A 22,954-nucleotide genomic window follows, 5' to 3' on the forward strand; every position below is an offset into this window, starting at 1 on the left:
GGAAGGCCAGACATGCGTGATGAGGTGACGGATGATCAGAACTAATGTAATATTATTACATATCATTGATTGAGGTGTCGGCGTCATGGTTCTTCCGGGTAAGAAAAAACAGAGTTTCTGGTTAAAAACAGCTCTTTGCGCGTTGGGCGTGGTCAGCACGCTCGGGTTTGTGGCCGGGAGCGCGCAGGCAGCCAAAATGCCGCTTGTTGTGGCAGCGGAAAATACGTGGGGTGATATTGCCGCACAGATTGCCGCACCAGACATGCGGGTTGTGGCCATTTTGTCCTCCCCCACGGTGGACCCGCACGAATATCAGGCCACCCCGACCGATGCGCGCATGATTGCGGCAGCGGAACTGGTTGTGGCCAACGGCGCAGGGTACGATGCATGGGCAGACAAGCTGGTTGCTGCCTCCGGCCTGTTGCCCGTGCGGTATGTTAAGGCCGATTCGTGGTCAGGCTGGCAGGAAGGGGGCAACCCGCATCTGTGGTTCAATATGGATGCGGTCAGCGCTTTTGTGCAGCATTTTGCCGAAGCCTGCGCCCACATAGACCCCGACCATGCGGATGGGTATGCAGGCCGGGCGCAAAAGATGCAGTTGGCCATCCAGTCCATTCAGGCTTACGCGGGTTTGCTGAAGCAGCATGTCGCGGGCATGCACGTGGCTGCAACCGAACCGCTGTTCACCCCTCTGGCAGATCTGTTGGGTTTGCAGATGGACGAACAGGCCTACCAGCTTGCAATCATGAACGATGTGGAGCCAGCCCCTTCCACCGTTGCAACATTTGAGAGCGACCTGAAGGACAAGCGCCTGAAAATGCTGGTTTATAACCAGCAGGTGGAAGAGCCATCCGTCCGGCATCTGCTGGAACTGGCGCAGCAGTCCAATGTGCCCACCATGCCGCTGTCTGAAATGCTGCCACCGCGCAAGCACTGGCAGGTCTGGGTGCATGATATTCTTGCACGCACAGGCCAGCTTCTGGGAGTGCAGCAGTGAGCACTCCGGCTATCGAAGCCGGGCAGCTCAGTGTGTCGTATGGCGGGCGGCGTGTGCTTGATCAGGTCAGTTTTGCCATTCCACCGGGCAGCTTTGTGGCTGTGCTGGGGGGCAATGGCGCTGGCAAAACCTCACTCTTTCGCGCCATTCTGGGGCTTACCACGCCAGAGCAGGGCTATGTGCGCGTGGAAGGGCAGAGTTTTGGCAAGGGCCGCATGCCTGTGGGCTATATGCCGCAAATGCGGCGTATGGTTGCCGGGCAGCTTAATGGGTGGCACATGGTGGCCGCCGCTTTGCAGGGGCGTGCCTGGGGCCTGCCATGGTGTTCGGCCAGCGCCCGGGCGGAAGTGAACGCCGCATTGGATGCGGTGGACGCGCAGGATCTGGCCATGCGGCCGGTCATGTCTCTTTCCGGTGGGGAGCGGCAGCGGCTTTTGCTGGCGCAGGCCCTGCTGGACCACCCGCGTATTCTGCTGCTGGATGAACCCTTGGCCAGTCTGGACCCCGCCCGCATGCGTGAGACTACGCGCCGGATTTATGATCTGGCGCGTGAGCGGGGGTTAACGGTTCTGTTTTCCACGCATGATATTAACCCGCTTATGGGGTTTATGGACCACGTTCTTTATCTGGCGCATGGCAAGGCGTTGTTGGGGAGTGTGGATGAGGTTATGACAACCCCGGCCCTGAGTGCGCTCTACGGTGCGCCGGTCGAGGTGGTGCGCGCAGATGATCGCCTGTTTGTGGTGGCCGATGGCGGGGCAGACACCCTGCATTGTTGTGACTGTGCGGAGCATACGCGCTGATGTTTGCCTACGAGTTTATGCGCACCGCATTTGTGGCTGCTTTTCTGGCGGCTTTTGTCTGCGGTCCCGTAGGGTGGTTTCTGGTGCTGCGGGGGCAGAGCTTTGCCAGCCATGCGCTCTCGCATGTTGGTTTTGCGGGGGCGGGTGCTGCTTTGCTGTGGGGGCAACCCGCGCTGCTGGGGTTTGGGTTGAGTGCGGTTGTCAGCGGTATGGGCATGGGCATGGCAAGCGACCGGGTGATCGGTCGGGATGTCATGATCGGGCTGGTACTGTCGCTCGCCATGGGCACCGGAGCTTTGTGTCTGCATTTTCTCACGCGCTCGGCAGGGGCCGCCACAGCTTTGCTGTTTGGTGATATTCTGGGTATTTCCCCGTCCAGCCTTTACTGGCTGGGTGCACTGGCCATTGGCTGTGTTGTGTGCCTTGGCGTTATGAGCAGGCCTTTACTGTTCGCCTCTCTCCAGCCTGATGTGGCTGAGGCCAAAGGCGTTAACCTGCGCCTGCTGGATGTGCTGTTTCTGGCGCTGGTGGGTATTGCCACGGCCATGTGCTCACAGATTACCGGCGTGCTGCTGGTTTTTACCCTTATGGTCGCTCCGGCTGCGGCCAGCCTGCGTCTGGGTTTTGGCCCAATGCTGGGTATGGCTGTAGCATTCGCCCTTGCCCTGTTTGAAGCATGGGGCGGGTTGTGCCTGTCATGGCTGAGCGACTGCCCCGCATCCTTCTGGATTGCGTTGCTGGGGAGTGCTGTGTTTGCCGCTGCCAATCTGGTGGCCCATCTGCGCGGGCGTTAAAGCCGGGCAGATGGTGCCTGCTGTGCGGTAATTTTTAGGTGAGCAGCCAGTTCAGGCCCGTGCCCAGAACAACGGCAGCGGTCAGGGCCGCGTACAGGGCCAGTACCATCTGGTTCCGTGTGGCGGGAAGGGCCAGAGCGCGGCTTTGGGAATGTTTACGGACCATCAGTTATGCTCCTTATGTAAACAGGGGTGCAGCGCCCTTTGGGCCGCCGTTAACCCTGCTGATAAGGTAGAGAGTGGTATCTGCGGTTAAAATAAACAAGCCCTTCTGCACCCGCATGGCATAAAATACCCTGCACAACGCCAAAAAGAACACTATGGGTGCCCACTTCCACAATCTGGCTGATCTCGCAGTCAAAGGTCGCGGCGGCTTCGTGCAGGACCGGGGCACCGGTGGCCAGTGTCTGCCAGTGGCCGGCGGCAAAGCGCTCTGCCATGGTGTTCGGGCTTGCAAAATGGTTGGACAGGTCCTGCTGGCTGGACGTGAGAACATTGACGCACATGGCCCCTCCCTCATAAAAGGCAGAGCGCGCACGACTGTTGCGGTTCAGGCATACCAGCAATGTGGGGGGCGTGTCGGTCACGGAGCAAACGGCAGATGCAGTAAATCCGACCGGGTTATCCAGCGTTCCTGTAGTTACAATATTCACGGCCGCACCCAGTCTGGCCATGGCTTCACGATAGGCACTGGTCTCCGGAGCCAACATCTGCTGTCCTCATCACAACGGTTGATGGCTACGTGTTTGTGCATGAAACAAAGAGGAAAGCAATGATCGAGGACGTCCTTTCCGGCACGGCATGCGTGCGAACGGCCCGGCGGGGGCATCTGGGATGTATCATACTGGACAAGCCGAAACGGCTGAATGCCGTTGATCTGGAGATGGCAACCGGTATTGAACGCGCTCTGGCCGCATGGCGGGATGATCCATCCGTGCAGGTCGTGTTGCTGCAAAGCAGTGCCCCGCGCGCGTTCTGCGCAGGCGGAGACCTCAAGGCCATACGGGATGTGCTGCTGGCGGATGGCCCGGACCATGCGTTTGAGCTGATGGACCGTGTTTACCAGACCATGTTGCACATAGCGCAGTATGCCAAGCCTGTTGTGTCGTTCATGGATGGTATTGCCATGGGTGGCGGTGTGGGGCTGGGTGGCCATGCCCGTTACCGGGTTGTGACCGAACGCTCCATTGTTGCCATGCCTGAAACATCCATAGGGCTTGTGCCCGATGCAGGCGGGTCGTGGCTGTTGTCACGCGCTCCCGGTGGTGCGGGGTTGCGGCTTGCCCTGACCGGTGGGCGCATGAATGGGGTAGAGGCCGTGGCCATGGGCTTTGCGGACCATATGGTGCCATCGGATAGTCTGGATAATCTGCGCGGGTTACTGGCCCTGCGCCCGGTGGAGGATGTGTTTGGGCTTATTCGCCCGCTGGCCTTGCCCGCACAGGCCTGCACGCTGGAAGAATACGACCCCTCGGCCAGTCTGGAGCACATTGTGCGTGGGCTGGAATGTTCGGACCAGAATGTAGCCCAAACGGATTTGCAGGACATTTCACGCGCCTGCCCAACGTCCATTTTTGCGGCATGGTATGGCTGGCAACATGCCCGCAAGGCGTCCTCGTTACAGGAGGCTTTTGCGATTGAAGGGCGGCTGGTCCGTTACATGCTGGGCCGTCCGGATTTTGTGGAAGGTGTGCGTGCGCGCCTGATCGACCGCGATAACGCCCCGCTCTGGCAGCCTTCAATGCTGGCTGCGGTGGATGTGGCGGCACTGGAAGCCGCGTTAACCAGTTAGGCAGGAAGCACAGCAGCCCTTACCCGGTCATGGCGTAGGGTAAGGGCCGTTGCTGACATTATTTAAAAAAGCGTGCTGTTTTGGAAAATATGGGGCTGTGGCAGCCTCAGGCTGCGGTAGGGTTATAAGGCCCAACAGGCAGGACCGGGCATTTGAACTGGGCTTCCAGAATTTCGGCCGCAGCCAGATACACGGCGGACAGGCCACATATCAGTCCTTCGTAACCCGCGATAACCGTAAGCCCCGGCTGGGCCAGCAGATCACCCAGCCCCAGCAATACAAACAGAATAACCAGCGTGCCAAAAATAACCTGATGCGCACGTGTAGCCCGCAGTGTGCCCAAAAACAGGACAAAGGTGAACAATCCCCAGAGGAGCAGGTAGCTGCCTACCAGAGCGGGGGAGCTTGCAGGCACAATGCCCGTGTGTGGCATGGCAATAAGGGCCACCAGGGTCAGCCAGAATGCCCCGTAGGAGATAAAGGCTGTCATGCCAAAAGTGTTGCCCGCGCCGTATTCCAGAATACCCGCAATAATTTGTGCAATGCCGCCAAAAAGCAGGCCCATGGCCAGAATGGCGGAGCCCATGGGTACAAACCCTGCATTGTGCAGGTTGAGCAGAATGGTGGTCATGCCAAACCCCATCAGGCCAAGCGGGGCCGGGTTGGCCCGCAGGGGGGTGTGGAGTGCAAGATCAGTTTGAGCCATGGTGTTTCTTCTTATGGAGATTAATGTAATGGCTCGGTTATAAGAGGTGTTGTCAGGTTAAGTTCCCATAAAAAATATATTAACAGCGTAAAAACTAATTTATTAAAACAAACTATAAAGTTCGTTGCTCTCTAAAATTTGTTTTTTACAGTATTGGGGATATTCCCCCAGCAGGTCCGTAGTAAAAAGCTAGCGCGCAGCCGGGTGGACAGAAACGGGAATGGCAGGTCGCGTCAGGTCTTCTGCCTGCTGGATGGGGCCGTGGTCATGGAAAAAACCGGGCACGGAGAGAATGATATTGGCTGCCTGCTCCAGGCAGGACAGGGTTCGGTCACGGGTTAGGGATAGTCCGGCTTCCTGCGTTGGAATGGTGCGAATGGCCATAGCCGCCTGTTTGAGTGCACTGGCTGTTTCTGCCGGGTTATGGCGCAGTTGGGCAAAGGCGTTAAACGCGTTTGTCAGAGCGGTTTGTGCCTGCGGGTCCAGCGTTGCGTGGGCCGCGTTCCATTTGAGCCGCACAATCAGTCTGCCAAGGGAGAGCGAAGCAAAGGCCGCATCCGTATAACCCTGCCGGTCCAGATTGGTGGTAATAAAGGAAAGGCGCATCATCAGGCGTGAGATTTTTTGCAGTTGCAGCCCTTCCCACGCCACCCATGGTTCAGTGCGGCCATAAGGGGTACGCGCCAGTTTTTGAATACTGCGCGTCAGGGACGTTACCAGCCGTGCGGCATCCAGCCTGTGGTCGGCAGGCAGAATAACCCTGAAAACAATGGCCAGCAGGGCGCATGCTGCCACCATGCTCATCCAGTTGTTGGTCAGGGTCAGGTCGTCATACACAATCGGGTTATTGACCGAGAGCATCATGGTAAAAAACACGGCATATCCAAACGCGCCAATGCTGTAACGCGGGTGGAACTGCAACCACACGCCCGGCAGCAGGAACAGGCAGAGACTAAGCCAGAGCAGGGGGTAACCATCTATGCGTGGCAGGGCCAGCGTGTGGCATAAAAACCCCATGGGTATGGCCAAAAAAGTGCCTGCCGCCATCATGGGGCTGGCCTTGGCCGCTGAGGGCGTGGTGGACAAAAGGCTGGATGCCGCAACGGTGTATATGATCAGCAGCGGGCCAGAACTCCAGTGCAGAACATACCACAACATGCCCGCTAGCAGGGCAATAAAACTCCCGCGCACGCCGTTGCGCAGGGCTGTTGGCCATTCCAGATAAGGCTGGATGTTGGCCTGTGTGCGGTCGGGGCGCAGGCTGGTCAGGTCATGCAGGGCAAGGTCCATCTGCACCAGTGCGTCTCGCGTGTTGTCCAGTGCGGCCAGGGTGGTGGTGCTGGTGGTCTGGCGGGCAAGCTGTTCCAGTGTTTTCAGGGCGTCATGCAGGCAGGTGGAGAGCGGGGCGGGGTTTGTCAGCCAGTCGGGGTTTTCCGTCAGTTCCAGAATCCGGCCCAGTGTCTGGGCAACCAGCAGGTGTACGGCGCGGGTTTCTTCCACCCCGGCAGAAAAGGTCAGCCAGTATGGGTGGTAGCTGACAATCAACCCCGTCAGGCGGCTTAAGCACAGGCGCAGGTTGCGCACGCGGTTTTGCATATCCGGGTCGTCGGCTGCGGCAAATTCTATGGCGGGGGTCAGGCCGGTCATGTTGGCCAGCAGTTTGCTGCGGCTGTCATAGATCGGCTGGCTGAACCCACGAAAAGCCGCGTTGGTGCTCTGGGTTTTCTGTTCCTGTTTTTCCAGCGTGCTGGTTACAGTGGCATCAAGCGCTTCGGGGGGTGTGCGTTCACTTTCAGCTTTATGAAATGTTCTGGCGTGCAGAACAGTTTCCCGGAACGCCTGACCAAGCTTGTGCAGCACGGTGCTGGGTTTGCGCACGGATGTGACCATGAACACGCAGGCCGTAACCACAATGCCCGTTGCCACAACAGAAAGGCGGCTCATGGCGGACAGAAAAATGCCATCGGGGTTGGCAAAGGCAGGGGCTGCAATAATTACAATCGTATAGCCGGTCAGCACCGCCGCATACGCACGAAAAAACCGCAAAAACGTGGCGACCATACAGGCAAGGCCGACAAAAACGGACAGGACCGCAAAGTAGAGAACGGGGGACTGCACAAAAACAGCCATAACCCCCACGCTGATCGCGGCCCCGATCAGGGTACCAATAAGACGCCACACACTTTTGGAAACCATGGCCCCAACCGTGGGGTTGGAGACAATCAGCACCGTTGTGGCCGCACTGAGCGGGGACTGGAGCTGAAAAACAAAGGCCAGAAAAAGCGCAATGCCAATGGAAAGGAACACACGCATGGTATAGCCCGCCGTGGCGGTAAAGCCATTCCAGCGGGCATCATCAGCAAAAACTGCGGGGGCAAAACGCTGGTTGGCCCAGTGCATGAGCGAACCGGGCAGTGTGAGCAGGTCAGAGCGTGTGGGCATGATGCGCTTCGAGCAAGGAGGAGAGGGTCTGCGTCAGGCTATCGGCCTGAGCCGGAGGGAGCGAGTGCCGTATGGTCTGCTCGAGTTCAGCGGCAATCGTATGGAACAGCCTGCATTGTTCCCGCCCGGCATCTGTCAAAAACAGGCGTTTTGCGCGGCGGTCCTGCGCATCGGGTTTACGGGTGACCAGCTTTTGTTTTTCCAGCAGGTCAAGCACACGCACCAGTGCGGAGCAGTCTATGTTCATGGTCTGGGCCAGATCACGCTGGGTCGCCCCTTCAGGCAACATGCGCAGGTAGGCCATGGGCCGCATGACAGCAAGGGACATGCCATGCGGGCGCAAGGCCCGGTCCAGTTGCGTGCGCCAGAGCGTTGCCAGCCGCATGACCCGGAAGGTCAGCGCCATGCCGGGAAAATACGTTTCGTCCAGTGCTGGCATGTGGCGCTGCTCAGTCATGCGGTTCATTAACTTAGTGTCATTATAGTTGAGATAAAAAGTATATGGGCAAACTAGGCCAGCCTACCTTGTGGGTCAATCATGTTCAGCACTCTACGGCACTGGGTGGTCCTTAACGGCCTGTTCGTGCCGTGCAGCTATGCTTGGCCACAGCGCGACATGCCTTGAATCGGCAGGGTTTTTGTGCACATCATGCCCGCACTTGATGGTGCCCCTGACCGGGGGTGAAAAGGGAAGACCGGTGCAAGGCCGTCGCTGCCCCCGCAACTGTAAGTACCCATCATGTTCCGCCCCGGCCGTGTTCGGGGTTGCCACTGGTTCTTTCAGGACTCGGGAAGGCAGCGGAACAGAGCTTTGCGCCAGCTCATGGCTGGTGCAGGCAGGGTACAAGCCAGGAGACCTGCCATCACAAGTCTGTAAGGCCGTTCCTGTGGGAATGGTTGCGTTCTGGCGTTGTTTGCTGGCGGGGTGCCCGGCAGGCACGGATGCACCCGGTGGTGCGTTTTCTTTGCCATATGCGTGGCAGAGGGCTGGTTGTTACTGCCCCATGCCTGCCACAACCCCACGTTGTGGAAAAACGGCCTGTTGGAAAGACGCATGACCGCCGAACACTCTTTGCCTTCCTCTTCTGCTCATTCAGCACAGGCGGGGCCACCCGTGCTGCATGTCTGCGTTACGTGCAGGCGGGGCGGGCCTGCCATGGATTGCCCTCCGGGTGAACAACTGCTCGAGCGGCTGCAGGCTCTGCTGGATGCGGAGCATCTGGCTGGGGTAGCCCCTTCCGCCACGCTGCGCCCGGTGGCCTGTCTGGCAGCGTGTGACCGGGGGTGTACGGCGGCCATAGCCATGCCCGAGCGCTGGACATGGCTGCTGGGCCACCTTGGGCCAGAAAAGGCTGAGGATATTCTGGCTTATGCCCGCCTGTATGCGGCATCCGCCAAAGGGACTGTCATGCCATCGCGCCGCCCTGCAACGCTGGCCGATATGGTGCTGGGGCGTGTGCCCGCAACGCTTTATAACGAACAGGAAGAACCATGACTGCTGCCAAGACACGCGTGCCCGTAACCATTATCACCGGTTTTCTGGGCGCTGGTAAAACCACCTTGCTGCGGCACCTGCTCAGCCGGGCGCAGGGGCACCGTATTGCCGTGGTGGTGAACGAATTCGGCTCGCTCGGTATTGATGGCGAAATCCTGCGTGGGTGCGGGGTGGAAGGCTGCCGCGAGGAAGACATTGTCGAACTGACCAATGGCTGCCTGTGCTGCACTGTCGCGGATGACTTCCTGCCCACCATGGAAGCCCTGCTGGACCGGGCCGACCCACCTGAACATGTGGTGATCGAAACATCAGGGCTGGCCCTGCCCAAGCCCCTGCTCAAGGCGTTTGGCTGGCCCACGGTGCGTAACCGCATGACGGTAGATGGCGTTGTGGCCGTAGTGGATGCCCCTGCTGTAGCCGCCGGACGCTTTGCGGATGATCCGCAGGCTGTGGAAGCACAGCGGGCCGAAGACCCCTCGCTGGATCATGACAACCCGCTGGCCGAGGTGTTTGAAGACCAGATCAACGCTGCCGATCTGGTAGTGCTGAACAAGACCGACCTGCTGGATGCAGCCCAACTGGCAGCAGTGGAGCAGCATATTCGGGACCACGCCCCCCGCCCTGTGCAGATTGTGCGGGCAACGGAAGGCAAGGTAGACCCCGCCGTGCTGCTGGGTATTGGCGCTGCGGCCGAGAGCGACCTTGCCGCCCGCCCATCCCACCACGATGCGGAAGATGGTGAGCACGAACATGATGATTTTGAAAGCTTTGTGGTAGCCGTGCCAGAACAGCACAGTGTGGATGAGTTCCTGACCACCTTGCAAAACACGGCCCGCAGCTTTGACGTGCTGCGCATGAAAGGCTTTGCAAGCGTTGCAGGCAAGCCTATGCGTCTGGCCGTGCAGGGGGTGGGCAGCCGCTTCCGGCATGAATTCGACCGTCCCCTCGGTGCCGGAGAGGAGCGCACGGGCCGTATTGTGGTCATTGGCCAGAAAGGGCTGGACGCCACGGCCATTGCCACCGCTCTTGCGGGCCATCTGGCCGCGTAAGGGAGTTTACGGCCATGCACCTTCTGGTCCGCGAAAACCGGACACTGGATGAACAGGATACAGCCGAAGACCTGGGACTGCCCGGTGCGGATATTGTTGTTCTATCCTTTACAGAGAGCGATCTGCTGGGGCTGCGCCACGCGGCACAGCAGATGCGCGCGCAGGTGCAGGCCCGCTTACCATCCGTTCAGGTGACAAGCCTGGCCCGCCTGCGGCACCCCATGTCGATCGACCTGTATGTGGAAAATACCCTGCAGGGTGCCAGATGCGTGGTGGTGCGTCTGCTGGGTGGGCTGGATTACTGGCGTTATGGGGTGGAGGAGCTGGCCGCGTGGGCGCGCGAGCAGGCTGTGCCCGTTGTGTTTCTGCCCGGTCATACCGGGGGCGGTGGGGCTGGGCAGCCAGCAGGCGGTACGGTGGAAGATACCCGTCTGGCCGAACTGTCCTACGGTGTGCAGGCCGCTCAATGGCAACGCCTGAATGGCTTTTTTGCCCAAGGTGGGCCGGATAACATGGCCGCAGCCCTGCGGCTTATGTCAGCCCTTGCCGGATATGGGGAGGATGACGGCACACAGCCCGAGCCTCTGCTCACATGGGGTGTTTATCGTACGTATCCGGCAGCCGGTGAGCAGGCGGTCTGTTCGGCCGTGCTGGTTTTTTACCGAGCGCACCTTCAGGCATCGGACATGGCGGGGGTGGAACGGCTGGCCGCGGTGCTGGCCGGGCAGGGCTGCACCGTAGCGGTGCTGTTTGTGACATCCCTCAAGGACCATGGCGTTGCGCAGGGTGTTGCTGAGTATTTGCGCCGCACAAAGCCCGATGTGGTGTTGAATGCCACCTGTTTTTCCGCTCGTGGGGGGCTGGGGAGTTCCCCGCTGGATGCGGCGTGTGCGCCTGTTTTGCAGGTGCTCCAGCCGGGCTGTACGCAGGCCTTGTGGGCTAAAAGCGCACGCGGGCTGGGGCGCTCGGACCTTGCCATGCAGGTTGTTCTGCCAGAACTTGATGGAACAATCGCCACATTTCCCATTTCCTTCCGTCAGGAGGCAGCTCCGGGCCTGCCTGCCCAGCGCGTGGCGTATGATGCTGGCATTGCCATGGTGGCGGCACGGGCTATGGCATGGGCGCGGTTGCGGCATATGCCTGTAGAGCAAAAACGGGTTGGTATTGTACTCTCCGACTACCCCGGCGCAGGGTTGGAGCAGGGCAGCGCGCATGTGGCCCATGCTGTTGGTCTGGACGGTTTTGCCAGCCTGCACAACATTATGGAGCATATGCAGCAGCAGGGGTACCAACTGGGGGAGCCGCCGGTGCCAGTCGCGCAGGAACTGGCCCGCCTTATGGCTCAATCCCCCCCGCAGGCCGTTTTATCTCTGGCAGATTATAAAGCTTTAAGCGCGGAACTGCCGCCGGACTTCATGGCCACCATTGCGGACGCATGGGGCCCGCCAGAGCAGGATGCAGCGGTAAGGGATGGCGCATTCCACCTGCGTTACGTGGCTTGGGGTGCCATAACCCTTGCCGTGCAGCCCGACCGAGGGAAAACTGCAGAGCGTAAAGCCACTTATCACGACCCGGACCAGCCGCCGTGCCATGCCTATGTGGCGTTTTACCTCTGGCTCCGCCACAGCCAAAAACTGGATGCACTTGTGCATCTGGGCACACACGGCACGCTGGAATGGCTGCCGGGCAAGGCAACGGCTCTTTCCCCGCTCTGTGCGCCTGCGGTGCTTACGGGGGATATGCCGGTTATTTACCCCTTTATTGTCAATAATCCGGGGGAGGCCGCTGCTGCCCGCAGGCGTCTGGGTGCTGTAACCATCGGGCATATGACGCCCCCGGTCATGCAGGCCAGCCTGTCGGGTGAAATGCAGGAACTCGAACGCCTGATTGATGAATATGCAGAGGCCGATGGGCTGGACCCCCGCCGTGGTGCCCTGCTGCGGGCGGATATTCTGGAGCGTGCAACCCGCACGGGTGTTCTGGCCGAAAGTGGTGTCAGGCCCGGAGAGCTGGATGAGACAGAAGCACTGGCACGGCTGGATGCGTATCTGTGCGATGTCAAGGACCTGCAAATCCGTGACGGGTTGCATGTTTTTGGCAAAACAGCACCGCGCTGCACGGCTCTTGTGCAAACCATTGCTCAGGCCTGTGCCCGGCAGGGGGACCAGACATTTGTGGCCGATGTTACGCAACGCATAAAGCAGTGCGGCACGGCGGAAATGCACGCCCTGCTGGCAGCTCTGGCAGGGCAGCCGGTAGCGGCCGGGCCAGCCGGTGCTCCCACGCGTGGGCGTATTGACGTGCTGCCAACCGGGCGCAACCTTTTTACCGTGGACCCGTGCGCCCTGCCAACGCCGTCTGCCGTGGTGCTGGCGACCCGGATGGAGCAGGTCCTGCTGACCCGCCACCTGCAGGAACACGGTGAACCCCTGACCAGACTCGTTATGGATATGTGGGGTTCAGCCAGTCTGCGCACGGGGGGGGAGGATCTGGCTCTGGCCTTGCGTCTTATGGGAGTGGAGGTGCAGCGCACTGCCAGCACGGGCCATGTATGTGGGTTTGAGGTTATTCCCCTCCCCGTGCTGGACCGGCCTAGGGTGGATGTCACGCTCCGTATTTCTGGCCTGTTCCGGGACGCCTTTGGCGAGCAGATTGCCCTGTTCGATCAGGCGGTCAGCGCAGTTGCTGCCCGGCGTGAACCTGATGACTGGAACCCCCTCGCAGCACAGGCCCGTGGGCTGGAAGGGGAGGCCCGCAAACGGGCTACCGCACGTATTTTTGGTGCCGCCACAGGAAGTTACGGTACCGGAGTGGAGGACCATCTGCTCCACGGCACATGGCATAACCGTGAAGAACTGGGGGCCGCATGGCTGGAAGGTTCCTCGTGGATGTATGGTGGCGGGCGGGATGGCACGCGCGATCAGGCTGCCCTGTCCACCCTGCTGGGGCGGGCAGAAACTGTCCTGCATGTGCAGGACAATGCCGAAACCGACTTGCTGGAAAGCCCCGATATTGCTGCGCATGAAGGGGGGCTGGCCGCCGCCAGTCACATGGCGGGGGGTGCTCCTGCGGTTCTGCACGGAGATACCTCCCGCCCACAATCCCCCCGCCTGCGCGGCACAGCAGATGAGGTCGCCCGCATTGTGCGGGGCCGTCTGGCCAACCCGCAATGGATAAAAGGCATGCAGCAGCACGGATATGCCGGTGCTGCCGAACTGGCACGCGGGCTGGACGCGCTGCACGGTTTTGCCGCCACCATGCCCCAGCGCTTTGACCCGCAGTTTGATCTGGTGTTTGCCGCAACACTGGGGAATGCGGAATGTGATGATTTTTTGCGCCAGGCCAACCCTGCGGCAAGGGAGGCCATGCGCCAGCGCTTTAAGGAGGCCATGCAGCGTGGTCTGTGGCACCCACGCGGTAACAGCGTGGCCTGTGTGCTGGATGAGGGTGAATAACGCATGACAACACGGGCCATTATGGTCGCTGCTCCACGGTCTGGCGGGGGCAAGACAACGCTTACACTGGCCCTGCTGGCAGCGTTTGGCAGGCGGGGTTTGCGGGTTGGCGCGGTCAAAACCGGGCCGGATTACATAGACCCGGCTTTTCATGCCGCCATTACGGGCCGTCCGGGCCTTAATCTGGATAGCTGGTGCATGCCCGATGCCCTGCTGGGCCGTGTTATGCAGGCGGCCTGTCAGGATGTGGATATTCTGGTCGTGGAATCGGCCATGGGACTGTTTGATGGCTTATCCCTGCCCGACGGGCAGCGGGGAGCGCCGTCCGATATTGCTGCGCATTTTGGTATTCCGGTTCTGCTTGTGCTCGACATGTCGGGGCAGGGGCAGTCTGTGGGGCCAATCGCCAGGGGGTTTGCGCAGTGGTCCCCCCATGTGCAGGTGAGCGGGGTTGTGCTCAACCGTGTGGCCTCCCCCCGGCATGAGCGGCTGGGGCGCGAGGCCGTGCAGGCCGCGCAGCTACCCGTGTATGGAGCATTGATGCGGCAGATGGGGCAAACCCTGCCAGAGCGGCATCTGGGGCTTGTGCAGGCGCGTGAGCACGGGAACCTCGCTGGCTGGCTGGCTGATCTGGCAGACAAGGCCGAGCGTGAGCTGGATCTGGATGGTATTCTGGCTGCTGCCCGGCCTTTGCAGGGCGGAGTGGGGGAAGAACTACCCCAGACCGGCGTGTTACCGCCACCGGGGCAGCGGATTGCCGTGGCGGATGATGCGGCTTTTTCCTTCCTGTATGGGCATCTGGCCCTGTTCTGGCGGCAGGCTGGTGCGGAGCTGGTGCCTTTTTCCCCTCTGGCGGATGAAGCCCCGGACCCATCCTGCACAGCCTGCTGGCTCCCCGGTGGTTACCCCGAACTCCATGCAGGCGTGCTGGCAGGGGCTGCCATCTTCCGTACCGGGTTGGCGGATTTTGCCCGCACACGGCCTGTGCACGGTGAATGTGGGGGGTTTATGGTGCTGGGGCAGGGGCTGGAAGATGCACAGGGCGTGCGGCATGGCATGGCAGGTTTGCTTGGCCACAGCACGTCTTTTGCGCGACGCAAGTTGAATCTGGGCTACCGTGAGGCCACTCTTGTAGCCGATGGTGTTCTGGGTGCGCGTGGGGCGCGTTTGCGCGGGCATGAGTTCCATTATGCCACCGTGCTGGAGGGGGGGCAGGATGCCCCACTGGCCAGCCTGCGCTCTGGCATAGGTGAGGAACTGGGGGTGTGTGGTGGCCAGCGTGGGTTTGTGTCTGGCTCCTTTTTCCATGTGCTGGCCAGTGTGCCAGAGCCGATCACCATGTCTTGCGCCTGAATTAAGGGGGTGGTGGTGTGCCCGGCTTGTCGGCAAAGTGTCTGGGGCAGGTCGGGGCCGGTTTGTCTGGCCCGTCTGGTCGGTGTGAACAACGGACAGAGATGAAAAGAGGAGACAGGCCATGCAGTCTTTTCCTGTATTGCTGGTAAGGCATGCTCCCGTGCTGCTGCCCGAAGGTGTCTGTTACGGCAGGCAGGATGTGGCGTTGCGTCCGGGATGGGAAAAAATCGTGTCCGGGCTTTCTGTTCTGGCCAAGGGGGCGGTCTGCCGTGTGCTGTATAGCTCGCCAGCACAACGCTGCCGGGACATGGCGCAACGTCTGGCATTGGCAACCGGTATGGAACTGCGGGTGGACCCAAGGCTGGCCGAACTGGACTTTGGCCGGTGGGAAGGGCTGCGTTGGCAGGATATCGAGCGCAGGCAACTGGATGAATGGGCCAGGGATCCATCCAGCTTTGCCCCGCCGGAGGGGGAGAGCGGTCTGGCGCTCTGCCACCGTATTACCGACTTCTGGCAGGATATGCACCGTAAGGGGGAGGCCGCGTGTGTGCTTTCACACGGCGGGCCGTTGCGTATTCTCAGCGCACTGGCGGCGGGGGAGCAGCCGGAACTGCTGGCCCCTTCCATGCCGCAGGGTTTTGCCCGGCTGTTTATGGTGGAGCAGGCCGCGACCCGCCCGGCCCTGCATCCTGTTGGGTGAGCCGACCGTACACACGCATTGGATAGACAGAGAATACCAAAACCATGAGTAACGAGCAGCACAATACGCCAGAGCACGACGCCGAACGCCACAAGGAAAAAATGCGCAAACGCAAGGCAGTGCAGGATAAGGAGGTCGCCAGCAAAACCGGGGAAAAAGGTCTGCTGTTGGTTAATACCGGGCCGGGCAAAGGCAAGTCCACGGCAGCCTTTGGGCTTGCACTGCGCATGCTGGGCTATGACCGGCGCGTGGTGGTGGTGCAGTTTATCAAAGGGGCATGGCATACGGGTGAGCGCCGGGCGCTCGAACGCTTTGGTGATCTGGTGGAATGGCACAGCATGGGCGAAGGGTTTACGTGGGAAACACAGGACCGCGCGCGGGATGTGGCGGCGTGCGAACGTGCATGGGCCGTGGCGGTGCAGGCACTGGCCCGGCCGGATGTTGCCCTTGTGGTGCTGGATGAACTGAATGTGGCCCTGCGCTACGAGTATCTGAATATAGAGCGGGTTCTGGCGGATATTAACGCCCGGACACAAAGCCAGCATGTTGTGGTAACAGGCCGTAACGCCAGACAGCCCATGCTGGACGCGGCTGATCTGGTCACGGAAATGACATTGGTCAAGCACCACTTCAAGGCCGGGATCAAGGCGCAGGAAGGCGTGGAGTTTTGAGCGCTCGCGTTCTTATGGTGCAGGGCACAGGCTCAAGCGTTGGCAAATCCACACTGGTTGCAGGGCTGGCGCGGGCTCTGGTGCGGCGGGGGCTGCGGGTATTGCCCTTTAAGCCACAGAACATGTCCAACAATGCCGCCGTTACACTGGATGGTGCAGAAATCGGGCGGGCACAGGCCTTACAGGCCCGAGCCTGTGGTGTGCCGCCCATGGCGGACATGAACCCGGTTTTGCTAAAACCACAGGGCGAGACCGGGTCGCAGCTTGTTGTGCGTGGCCAGCGGGTGGATACGGTGGAGGCCCGGCATTACCAGAGCCGCAAAGAGCAGCTTATGCCGCAGGTTCTGCAAAGTTTTAAAAATCTGGCGGCCAGTGCAGATATTGTTCTGGTGGAGGGGGCGGGATCTGCCTCTGAAGTTAATCTGCGGCGGCATGATATTGCCAATATGGGCTTTGCCCGCGCCGTACAGGCACCTGTTGTGCTGGTAGGGGATATTGACCGAGGTGGCGTGATTGCCAGCCTTGTGGGCACACAGGTTGTGTTGCAGCCAGAAGATGCAGAGCGGATCAAGGGGTTTGTGGTCAACCGCATGCGTGGGGACCCGACCCTGTTTGCCGATGGTATGCAGTTTGTTGCCCAAAAAACCGGCTGGCAGGCGCTTGGGTTGGTGCCTTACCTGGCTGATGTACACGACCTGCCCGCCGAGGATGCCGCCGACCTTATGGATACCCTGCGGGCAAGGCGGTTGCAGGGCCGAGTGGGGGATACGCAACCAGAACCCCGCTTGCGCGTGGTTGTGCCCATATTACCCATGATTGCAAATTTTGATGACCTGGACCCACTCTGTGCCGAACCGGGGGTCGAGGTTATTCCTGTTATGGAAGGGGAGGCCCTGCCGCAGGCCGATGTTATTCTGCTGCCCGGCTCCAAAGCTACTCTGGCGGATCTGGCGTGCCTGCGCGCGCGTGGCTGGGCCGGGTGTATTGTAGAACATGCACAAAAAGGCGGTGTGGTTATGGGTATTTGCGGTGGCTACCAGATGCTGGGCCATAGCGTTGCCGACCCGCACGGCACGGAAGGCCCGCCCTGCACGGCGCAGGGGCTTGGGCTACTGCCCATCCACACCGTTCTGGGGGATGATAAAAAACTTGAATACGGCAAGGGTTTTCTGGCTCAGGGCGGTCAGCCCGTTGCGGGGTACGAAATGCATCTGGGGCACACCCACAGGCCGGAGGGCTTTACCCCTCTCCTGTGGTTGAACGGGCAGGCCGAAGGGTGCGTGTCGGGGAATGGCCGGGTCTGGGGCACATACCTGCATGGCGTGTTTACGCATCGTGCGGCCCGGCTGGCCTTGCTTGAACGTGCTGCAGGTGCTGCGTTTGCACCAGAGGGAATATGGGCGCAGGCCGGGCAGACCCTGCCGGACACGCATGATGGTGTAGTGGATGCCGCACTGGACCATCTGGCTGACCATCTGGAGCGGCATATGGATATAGACGCTCTTCTGGCCCTGGCCAGTCTGCCGGTTTACGCTGCGTGATGGCAAAGGGGTGTATGCCCCGCACGGTACGGGCTAGCGGGCAATCCATTTGCGGCGTGCGGGGTTGCGCTGTTCCCAGCCACGGCGTTCCAGCTCGGGTGAGCTGGCAGGTTCCAGCGGATAGCCAACGCACAGATAGGCCAGAAACTGCCATTCCGGGTTAATGCCCAGCACCCTGTTGGCCTCTTTTGGGTCCAGAATGGAAACCCAGCCAACACCAATGCCCTGTGCTGTTGCTGCAAGCCAAAAGGTATGGATGGCCATAACGGCGGACCATGTGGTGGTCTGGGGCATGGTGCCCCGGCCTAGCCCGCGGCCTTGCGCGGGGTTGGTTTCGCAAAAAACGGCAATATGGTGGGGGGCATCGTCCAGCCCGGCCAGTTTGAGCGATGCGTAACGCTGGGCGTCGTCCCCGCCTCGTCCGGCCAGTTCACGCGCATTGCTGTGAGCAAAGTTCTCACGGATCGCATGGCGGCGGGTCGGGCTATCCACTTTTACAAAGCGCCACGGCTCGCTCAGCCCCACGGAGGGGGCCAGGCAGGCGGTTTCCAGCAGGTGTGCCAGAGTACGGTCGGGGAGCGGGTCTGTCCGGAAATGGCGCACATCCCTCCGCCATGTAAAAAGCTGCTCAAGTTCGGCTGCAAAAGCGGGGGAAAAGGAGGGTGCATTCATGCCCCTATCATGCCGCCAAGTGCAGCGCACAGCAACCCGGCAATAAGCACGCCGCATGCACGCCGGTACAGGCGCAGCCCACGCTCCAGATCAGCCACACCGGCTCCGGACGTGCCGCTGCCAATCCATGGGTCTTTGGTCATTTTGCCGCCATAGGAGCGCGGGCCTGCCAGCAGGGTGTTCAGGGCTGCGGCCATGGCGGCTTCCGGCCAGCCTGCATTGGGGGAGCGGTGGTGGGGCGCATCGCGCTTTATGGTCCGCCAGATATGAGGCCATTGCTGCCGTGGAGCGGCCAGCATCAGGCACAGCGCAGCCAGACGGGACGCTGGCAGGTTGATCAGGTCATCCAGTTTGGCCGCAGCCATGCCAAAGGCTCTGTAACGGGGGTTAAGATGGCCGATCATGCTATCGGCTGTGTTGACACATTTGTAAAAAACCGCCCCCGGCAGGCCAAACAGGGCGGTCCAGAACAATGGCGCCACAATCCCGTCTGAAAAGTTTTCGGCCAGACTTTCCAATGCCGCGCGCACAACTGCGGCTTCATCCAGTGCGCTGGTGTCACGCCCTACAATCATGCTTACGGCTTTGCGGCCAGCAGACAGGCCATTGTGGCGCAGGGCTGTGCCCACAGCCTGCACATGCACCCATAGCGAGCGCTGTGCCACAAGCGTGCTGGCCAGCCCTGCCTGCACAAGCAACATGACAGGGGCAGGCAAAAGAGTATAACCCACCCCAAGCAGGCCGGCTGTAAAGGTAACGGGTATGGCAATAATCAGGGCCAGTGCCACAAACCCCAGTAACCGCCGTGTGCGCTCGGATGTGTCCATCCTGTTCAGCACATGTTCGAGCCGGTCGATCAGCGCGCCAATCCACATAACGGGGTGGCCGATCATGTTTAGCAGGGGGGCGGGGTAACCCCAGGCGGCTTCCATGCCAGCGGCAAGGGCTGCCACTGGCAGGGTGATGGAGAGGGGGAAGAACAGCATGGGGGCGGGTATGAACACTAGGCTGGCACAAAAGATCACGGACGCTACCATGCACCATGCAGCACCGCCTAACGGTTTGTCCTCCACAACAGGTGCTGCAGAACTGCCGGTGCCCAGCCATGGCGGGCAGGTGCAGGCTGTCATGCGGCATTTTGTGGGTGCGCCGGAGCCTTTTATAGACCTCTCCACAGGGATTAACCCCGTTGCATACCCGCTGGTCTGGCCAGACCCGAAAACCCTGCAACGCCTGCCCGAAGAAGGGGAGGAGCAGGCTTTGCAAGAGGTTGCCGCCCGTGCCTATGGCGTGCCATCGCCCGACATGGTGGTAACCGGGGCTGGCAGCCAGAGCCTTATAGCCCTGCTGCCCCGGTTGCTGGGGGCGCGGAGGGCCTGTGTGCTGGGGCCAACCTATTCTGGCCACGGGCAGGCGTGGGAGCACAATGGTGTGCCATGGAGCGGCGTGGAGCACGTGCAGCAGGTCCGCCAGGCCGCACAACAGGCGGGAACGGCCTGTGTGATCTGTAACCCCAATAACCCCGATGGCCGCCTGCTGAACATGCAGGACCTTGCGGCTCTGGCGGAACAGTGCGCAAAGGCGGGGGGCTGGCTTGTGGTGGATGAGGCCTTCGGGGATTTTGCCACCCATAGCGTGGCTTCCCTGCTGCCGCACCCGGCACTTGTGGTGCTGCGTTCGTTTGGCAAGAGCTACGGCCTGCCGGGTGTGCGGCTGGGCTTTTTGCTGGCGGCTCCGGCACTGGCACAAAAGGCGCGGTCCCTGCTGGGGTCATGGCCGGTTGGGGCAGTCGCCCTTGCCGCGGGCACGCAGGCACTGGCCGATACGCACTGGGTGCAGCAGGCGGCGCAAAAAGCCCGTCTGGCCCATGCAAGGCTGGTAGAGATGCTGCATGGCGCAGGCCTTGCATGGCGGGGGCAGGCTACGCTGTTCACGCTGGTTGATACCCCCCATGCCTATGGGTTGTGGGTGCATCTGTGCCGCCACGGCATTGTAACCCGCCGCTTTGCCGGGTGCTCCCATAGCTTGCGGATTGGCCTGCCCGCCAACGAGGCAGAATGGACCCGGCTGGCATGTGCGCTCAAGGCATGGCAGGTGGGCCGGCAGGAGGCGTAGAAAAGAGATGAATAGGGCGTGGAGTGGCGGATTTTAGGGCCTTATGGCTGCGAAATCCTGCCTTGTCATATTTTCATCAAACTGTTTGTCACGCTTTCCTCTTCCCTTTTTTGCGGCATGGTTCATAGAAGGAAACAGGCAGAAAAGGATACCGCCATGCAAGACCAAGACGAAGTGATCGTAGGCTACCTCATCCAGCGTGAAGATGCAGAGGGCGAACTGTCCTTCTGGGAGCCACGGAACGAGTGGCAGGAAGACCCCAACGAAGGCAAGCTCTACGAAAAGGTGGAAGAAGCCGAAGCAGACGCCAAGGCCCTGCAGGAAGGGGACGACGCGACCATTACGGTAGAACTGGTCTTTGAAGCAGACGACGAAGACTGGGACGAAGACGAAGAAGAAGACGCCCCCAAAGCCTGATAAGGCTCCTTGCGTGCCGCTTTAACAGGGCGGCACGCAAATGCGGGTGCTTGTATGCGGCAGGGCTTAGGTTAATGCCGCGTAAAAACTCAGCAGCAGGCATTCCGCCACCACTGCGCAGCACCCCAGCACATCCCCCGTAAAACCACCAAGCAGACGTCTGGCGCATAAAGCAACAAGTGCTGCCGTGGCGCAGCCGATGCCCGCAGGGGCCGCCATAAGTGCCAGAAAGGCCCACAGGCTCAGCCCTGCGTGGCCATATGCCAGAATGCTCATACAGGCCATGACCCCCACCGCCACAAAAACCGCTCCCCACAGGGAAGGAAAGGGGAGGGGGGAGAGCATGCGCGCCAGCCCGTTGGCACGGGCTGGGGGCACAAGGGCAGGCACCAGCAGCATGGCCATTCTGGCAAGGCAGGCGGTTGTGGCGCATACCCCAATGCTCGCCCATATGGGGAGTGCCGCCAGAGCGGCCGCACGTACAAGCAGGCTTAGCCCAAGGGCCATAACGCCGTAACTGCCCACATGGCTGTCCCTCATGATGGCCAGCCTGCGCTCTGGTGTGCTGCCACCACAACCATCGGCCATATCTGCCAGTCCATCTTCATGCAGGCCGCCTGTCAGGATGCTCTGGCAGACAAGGGCCAGACCGGCAGCGGCAAGGGGGGGCACATGTGCCATACGAAGTGCAGCGAGCACACTGCCGGTTAATGCCCCGATCAGGGTAGCAATAACCGGCCAGCACCAGATTGATCTGGCCAGTGGCCAGGGTTGGGTGCTGTCTCTGTCCGCAGGTGGGGCCAGCCAGATGGAGGGCAGGCGTGTCAGCAGGCTCAGGCCGCATGCAAGGTCCAGCCTGCGCCTGTCCAGCCAGTGGCCGGGCTGGGCGGATGTCATGCTTTTTCAGAAACAGCAGCTTGGGCAAAGGTTGCCATGCCCGTATGGCACGCAACCGCCGCCCGCAGGATGGGAATAGCCAGTGCGGCACCAGAGCCCTCGCCAAGGCGCAGGCCAAGCCCGCTCAAAATGGGCCGCATATGCAGGTGCCGGGCCAGTCGGGCGGTATGGCCTGTTTCGGTCGGGCAGTGGGAGAGGGCGGTATGCTCCAGCGCATTGGGGCGCAGGTGTGCCAGAGGCGCAACCGCTGCGGTGCAGACAAACCCATCGAGTATGACGGGAATACGCATCAGCCGGGCAGCAAGGGTAGCCCCCAGTGTTGCGGCCAGTTCGTACCCGCCCAGACGGCGTGCCACTTCCAGCGGGTGTGCCAGATGAGCGGCGTGGTGCTGGAGTGCTGTGTCTATAACCCCGGCTTTATGTGCCGTGCCTGCGGCGTCCAGCCCGGTGCCCTGACCGGCCCAGTCTGCACCGCTCTGGCGGGTCAGGGCTGCGCACAGGGCAGAGGCGGCGGTTGTGTTGCCTATGCCCATTTCGCCCAGACAGAGCAGGTCGCATGTCCGGGGCACAGCGTTAAAACCGACCTGCACGGCAGCCAGAAAATCCTGCTCCGTCATGGCCGGGCTGGTGGTAAAATCCGCGGTGGGAACCAAGTTGTTAAGTGCGACTACCGCCAGTTCCGCCTGTGCTACGCGGGCAAGCTGGTTAATGGCGGCCCCTCCCTGCTCAAAGTTCTGCACCATCTGGGCCGTGACCTCCACAGGCCAGGGCGAGACATGGTGTGCCATAACACCATGATTACCTGCAAAAATGAGCACCTGCACATGTTCCAGCCGGGGGGACGCGTTGTGTTGCCATCCGCCTAGCCAGCGTGTCATCTCCTCCAGATGGCCAAGGCTGCCGGGTGGTTTGGTCAGCTCCGCCTCCCTTTGTGCTATGGTCTGCTGTGCCTGCAGGCTGGGGGGAGGCAGATCCGCGCAAAAGGCCTCCAGTGCAAGCATGGAGGAAAACGGGCCGGGCTGGGGAGGGATGGAAGAAGAGGGCATGGTGGTAAT

At 60.9% G+C, this 22,954-nt stretch carries 22 protein-coding genes and 1 riboswitch; of the genes, 13 read left to right on the top strand and 9 right to left on the bottom strand.

What is annotated here, in order from left to right; translation table 11 throughout:
- Positions 1-85: 85 nt before the first annotated feature.
- Genes GOB83_RS11025 through GOB83_RS11035 form a run of 3 tightly spaced genes read left to right on the top strand, consistent with a single transcriptional unit; the run spans position 86 to position 2,594 of the window.
- A complete protein-coding gene (locus GOB83_RS11025) occupies positions 86-997 on the top strand; it encodes a metal ABC transporter solute-binding protein, Zn/Mn family (RefSeq protein WP_086646207.1) in 912 nt (303 codons plus the stop codon).
- The gene (locus tag GOB83_RS11030) at positions 994-1,800 is read left to right on the top strand and encodes a metal ABC transporter ATP-binding protein (RefSeq protein WP_165926083.1); all 807 of its coding nucleotides are present in this window, start codon (positions 994-996) and stop codon (positions 1,798-1,800) included. Before GOB83_RS11025 ends, GOB83_RS11030 begins: the two co-directional genes overlap by 4 nt.
- Positions 1,800-2,594: a metal ABC transporter permease gene (locus GOB83_RS11035; RefSeq protein WP_165926084.1), complete on the top strand. Its 795-nt coding sequence runs from the start codon at positions 1,800-1,802 to the stop codon at positions 2,592-2,594. Before GOB83_RS11030 ends, GOB83_RS11035 begins: the two co-directional genes overlap by 1 nt.
- 34 nt (positions 2,595-2,628) lie before the next feature.
- Here the strand turns inward: GOB83_RS11035 and GOB83_RS15110 are convergent, their stop codons facing one another.
- Together GOB83_RS15110 and GOB83_RS11040 are read right to left on the bottom strand one after the other, a co-directional pair.
- Positions 2,629-2,760, bottom strand: a complete 132-nt coding sequence (locus GOB83_RS15110; protein WP_255375217.1) for a hypothetical protein — start codon at positions 2,758-2,760, stop codon at positions 2,629-2,631.
- A gap of 49 nt (positions 2,761-2,809) precedes the next feature.
- The gene (locus GOB83_RS11040; protein WP_165926085.1) at positions 2,810-3,304 is read right to left on the bottom strand and encodes a flavin reductase; all 495 of its coding nucleotides are present in this window, start codon (positions 3,302-3,304) and stop codon (positions 2,810-2,812) included.
- 62 nt (positions 3,305-3,366) lie between these two features.
- Between GOB83_RS11040 and GOB83_RS11045 the strand changes: the two genes are divergently transcribed.
- A complete protein-coding gene (locus tag GOB83_RS11045; RefSeq protein WP_165926086.1) occupies positions 3,367-4,386 on the top strand; it encodes an enoyl-CoA hydratase/isomerase family protein in 1,020 nt (339 codons plus the stop codon).
- 106 nt (positions 4,387-4,492) lie between these two features.
- Here GOB83_RS11045 and GOB83_RS11050 read toward each other — a convergent pair whose 3' ends face one another.
- The 3 genes from GOB83_RS11050 to GOB83_RS11060 form a co-directional block, all read right to left on the bottom strand.
- Positions 4,493-5,092 carry an acetate uptake transporter gene (locus GOB83_RS11050; protein ID WP_165926087.1) on the bottom strand — a complete coding sequence of 200 codons (600 nt, stop codon included), beginning with the start codon at positions 5,090-5,092 and terminating at the stop codon, positions 4,493-4,495.
- Positions 5,093-5,281: 189 nt separating this feature from the next.
- Positions 5,282-7,492, bottom strand: coding sequence for an FUSC family protein (locus tag GOB83_RS11055; RefSeq protein ID WP_242005839.1), 2,211 nt, complete (start codon positions 7,490-7,492; stop codon positions 5,282-5,284).
- A gap of 25 nt (positions 7,493-7,517) precedes the next feature.
- Positions 7,518-8,000: a MarR family winged helix-turn-helix transcriptional regulator gene (locus GOB83_RS11060; protein ID WP_306309863.1), complete on the bottom strand. Its 483-nt coding sequence runs from the start codon at positions 7,998-8,000 to the stop codon at positions 7,518-7,520.
- Between the two features lie 180 nt (positions 8,001-8,180).
- Positions 8,181-8,413: riboswitch (cobalamin riboswitch) on the top strand.
- 175 nt (positions 8,414-8,588) lie between these two features.
- On the opposite strand from GOB83_RS11060, the gene GOB83_RS11065 reads away from it, so the two are divergent.
- The 7 genes from GOB83_RS11065 to GOB83_RS11095 all read left to right on the top strand — a co-directional run bounded on the left by GOB83_RS11065 (position 8,589) and on the right by GOB83_RS11095 (position 17,798).
- Positions 8,589-9,029 (top strand): DUF1636 family protein, encoded by a 441-nt coding sequence (locus GOB83_RS11065; RefSeq protein WP_165926089.1) that lies wholly within the window; start codon positions 8,589-8,591, stop codon positions 9,027-9,029.
- Positions 9,026-10,078, top strand: coding sequence for a cobalamin biosynthesis protein CobW (gene cobW / locus GOB83_RS11070; protein ID WP_165926090.1), 1,053 nt, complete (start codon positions 9,026-9,028; stop codon positions 10,076-10,078). The genes GOB83_RS11065 and cobW overlap by 4 nt, the downstream gene beginning before the upstream one ends.
- A 14-nt stretch (positions 10,079-10,092) precedes the next feature.
- Positions 10,093-13,533: a cobaltochelatase subunit CobN gene (gene cobN / locus GOB83_RS11075; protein ID WP_165926091.1), complete on the top strand. Its 3,441-nt coding sequence runs from the start codon at positions 10,093-10,095 to the stop codon at positions 13,531-13,533.
- 3 nt (positions 13,534-13,536) lie between these two features.
- Complete coding sequence (locus GOB83_RS11080) at positions 13,537-14,886, top strand: cobyrinate a,c-diamide synthase (RefSeq protein WP_194301379.1); 1,350 nt, start codon at positions 13,537-13,539, stop codon at positions 14,884-14,886.
- A 121-nt stretch (positions 14,887-15,007) separates the two neighbouring features.
- Positions 15,008-15,586 carry a histidine phosphatase family protein gene (locus GOB83_RS11085; RefSeq protein WP_086646197.1) on the top strand — a complete coding sequence of 193 codons (579 nt, stop codon included), beginning with the start codon at positions 15,008-15,010 and terminating at the stop codon, positions 15,584-15,586.
- A gap of 44 nt (positions 15,587-15,630) precedes the next feature.
- Positions 15,631-16,257 (top strand): cob(I)yrinic acid a,c-diamide adenosyltransferase, encoded by a 627-nt coding sequence (gene cobO / locus GOB83_RS11090; protein WP_165926092.1) that lies wholly within the window; start codon positions 15,631-15,633, stop codon positions 16,255-16,257.
- Positions 16,258-16,271: 14 nt separating this feature from the next.
- The gene (locus GOB83_RS11095) at positions 16,272-17,798 is read left to right on the top strand and encodes a cobyric acid synthase (RefSeq protein WP_165926115.1); all 1,527 of its coding nucleotides are present in this window, start codon (positions 16,272-16,274) and stop codon (positions 17,796-17,798) included.
- Positions 17,799-17,831: 33 nt separating this feature from the next.
- Here GOB83_RS11095 and bluB read toward each other — a convergent pair whose 3' ends face one another.
- Together bluB and cbiB are read right to left on the bottom strand one after the other, a co-directional pair.
- A complete protein-coding gene (gene bluB, locus GOB83_RS11100; RefSeq protein WP_165926093.1) occupies positions 17,832-18,470 on the bottom strand; it encodes a 5,6-dimethylbenzimidazole synthase in 639 nt (212 codons plus the stop codon).
- Positions 18,467-19,456, bottom strand: coding sequence for an adenosylcobinamide-phosphate synthase CbiB (gene cbiB, locus GOB83_RS11105; protein ID WP_165926116.1), 990 nt, complete (start codon positions 19,454-19,456; stop codon positions 18,467-18,469). The genes bluB and cbiB overlap by 4 nt, the downstream gene beginning before the upstream one ends.
- A gap of 49 nt (positions 19,457-19,505) precedes the next feature.
- Here cbiB and cobD point away from each other — a divergent pair, with 49 nt between their 5' ends.
- Complete coding sequence (cobD, locus tag GOB83_RS11110; protein ID WP_165926117.1) at positions 19,506-20,585, top strand: threonine-phosphate decarboxylase CobD; 1,080 nt, start codon at positions 19,506-19,508, stop codon at positions 20,583-20,585.
- Between the two features lie 156 nt (positions 20,586-20,741).
- Positions 20,742-21,002, top strand: a complete 261-nt coding sequence (locus tag GOB83_RS11115; RefSeq protein WP_086646250.1) for a hypothetical protein — start codon at positions 20,742-20,744, stop codon at positions 21,000-21,002.
- A 66-nt stretch (positions 21,003-21,068) separates the two neighbouring features.
- Here the strand turns inward: GOB83_RS11115 and GOB83_RS11120 are convergent, their stop codons facing one another.
- Together GOB83_RS11120 and cobT are read right to left on the bottom strand one after the other, a co-directional pair.
- Positions 21,069-21,899 (bottom strand): adenosylcobinamide-GDP ribazoletransferase, encoded by an 831-nt coding sequence (locus GOB83_RS11120; RefSeq protein ID WP_165926094.1) that lies wholly within the window; start codon positions 21,897-21,899, stop codon positions 21,069-21,071.
- Positions 21,896-22,945 (bottom strand): nicotinate-nucleotide--dimethylbenzimidazole phosphoribosyltransferase, encoded by a 1,050-nt coding sequence (gene cobT / locus GOB83_RS11125; RefSeq protein WP_165926095.1) that lies wholly within the window; start codon positions 22,943-22,945, stop codon positions 21,896-21,898. The genes GOB83_RS11120 and cobT overlap by 4 nt, the downstream gene beginning before the upstream one ends.
- Between the last annotated feature and the right edge of the window lie 9 nt (positions 22,946-22,954).

Origin of the sequence: Acetobacter fabarum (assembly GCF_011516925.1) — a bacterium.
Lineage (GTDB): Bacteria > Pseudomonadota > Alphaproteobacteria > Acetobacterales > Acetobacteraceae > Acetobacter > Acetobacter fabarum.

Coding starts and splice junctions, on each gene's coding strand:
- GOB83_RS11025 (WP_086646207.1), top strand. CDS start 86: ATGGTTCTTCCGGGTAAGAAAAAACAGAGTTTCTGGTTAAAAACAGCT.
- GOB83_RS11035 (WP_165926084.1), top strand. CDS start 1,800: ATGTTTGCCTACGAGTTTATGCGCACCGCATTTGTGGCTGCTTTTCTG.
- GOB83_RS15110 (WP_255375217.1), bottom strand. CDS start 2,760: ATGGTCCGTAAACATTCCCAAAGCCGCGCTCTGGCCCTTCCCGCCACA.
- GOB83_RS11040 (WP_165926085.1), bottom strand. CDS start 3,304: ATGTTGGCTCCGGAGACCAGTGCCTATCGTGAAGCCATGGCCAGACTG.
- GOB83_RS11045 (WP_165926086.1), top strand. CDS start 3,367: ATGATCGAGGACGTCCTTTCCGGCACGGCATGCGTGCGAACGGCCCGG.
- GOB83_RS11050 (WP_165926087.1), bottom strand. CDS start 5,092: ATGGCTCAAACTGATCTTGCACTCCACACCCCCCTGCGGGCCAACCCG.
- GOB83_RS11055 (WP_242005839.1), bottom strand. CDS start 7,492: ATGCACTGGGCCAACCAGCGTTTTGCCCCCGCAGTTTTTGCTGATGAT.
- GOB83_RS11060 (WP_306309863.1), bottom strand. CDS start 8,000: ATGAACCGCATGACTGAGCAGCGCCACATGCCAGCACTGGACGAAACG.
- GOB83_RS11065 (WP_165926089.1), top strand. CDS start 8,589: ATGACCGCCGAACACTCTTTGCCTTCCTCTTCTGCTCATTCAGCACAG.
- cobW (WP_165926090.1), top strand. CDS start 9,026: ATGACTGCTGCCAAGACACGCGTGCCCGTAACCATTATCACCGGTTTT.
- cobN (WP_165926091.1), top strand. CDS start 10,093: ATGCACCTTCTGGTCCGCGAAAACCGGACACTGGATGAACAGGATACA.
- GOB83_RS11080 (WP_194301379.1), top strand. CDS start 13,537: ATGACAACACGGGCCATTATGGTCGCTGCTCCACGGTCTGGCGGGGGC.
- GOB83_RS11085 (WP_086646197.1), top strand. CDS start 15,008: ATGCAGTCTTTTCCTGTATTGCTGGTAAGGCATGCTCCCGTGCTGCTG.
- cobO (WP_165926092.1), top strand. CDS start 15,631: ATGAGTAACGAGCAGCACAATACGCCAGAGCACGACGCCGAACGCCAC.
- GOB83_RS11095 (WP_165926115.1), top strand. CDS start 16,272: ATGGTGCAGGGCACAGGCTCAAGCGTTGGCAAATCCACACTGGTTGCA.
- bluB (WP_165926093.1), bottom strand. CDS start 18,470: ATGAATGCACCCTCCTTTTCCCCCGCTTTTGCAGCCGAACTTGAGCAG.
- cbiB (WP_165926116.1), bottom strand. CDS start 19,456: ATGCTGTTCTTCCCCCTCTCCATCACCCTGCCAGTGGCAGCCCTTGCC.
- cobD (WP_165926117.1), top strand. CDS start 19,506: ATGCACCATGCAGCACCGCCTAACGGTTTGTCCTCCACAACAGGTGCT.
- GOB83_RS11115 (WP_086646250.1), top strand. CDS start 20,742: ATGCAAGACCAAGACGAAGTGATCGTAGGCTACCTCATCCAGCGTGAA.
- GOB83_RS11120 (WP_165926094.1), bottom strand. CDS start 21,899: ATGACATCCGCCCAGCCCGGCCACTGGCTGGACAGGCGCAGGCTGGAC.
- cobT (WP_165926095.1), bottom strand. CDS start 22,945: ATGCCCTCTTCTTCCATCCCTCCCCAGCCCGGCCCGTTTTCCTCCATG.